Origin of the sequence: Halorubrum sp. SP3, from assembly GCF_005435195.1 — an archaeon.
Taxonomy (GTDB): Archaea; Halobacteriota; Halobacteria; order Halobacteriales; family Haloferacaceae; genus Halorubrum; species Halorubrum sodomense.
On sequence record NZ_SGTU01000367.1, the window covers coordinates 1 to 462 of the forward strand.

1 pseudogene is annotated in these 462 nt (G+C 52.4%); it reads right to left on the reverse strand.

Annotation, left to right across the window (positions count from 1 at the left end):
* Positions 1–263: 263 nt before the first annotated feature.
* Positions 264–462: pseudogene (locus EXE42_RS20460) on the reverse strand (RNA-guided endonuclease TnpB family protein); the annotation flags it as partial.

Genomic DNA, 462 nt, shown 5'->3' on the forward strand with positions numbered 1-462 from the left:
AAAGCAACCGCCGAGTTAGAAAGAAATGACTGAGCTAGCAACAGTAGGTTATCAACAACTATTTCACTCGATCTCGCGCCGCCAATAGTTTCAGCGAAGGCTAACGAATTAACCTCGCTGCTTGATTGGTCGGTAATATTCATATATAGTTATCGAAATAGGAGCACATTAACCTGTTGGATGATTTGTGATATGAGAACTACACTTTCTACAGAAGTGAACCGCCTCGGGGTCAAGCCCCGAGGCTTCTGTCTTCCCGCAGGTTAGTCTGACACTCCCACCGTCCTCGACGCCATACCCCGAGATGGGTCACGGTCGTCTCGAACGGACGAGTGGGTTGCGGTCGGGGCGTCCACGGCCCCCGATGCCTGCCGTCGCACCTTCCGAACTTGGGGAAGGCTGTTGAGAGCAGGCACATTCCAGTCCTGATGCTTCTCGATACCTTTCACGGCGATGTTGACG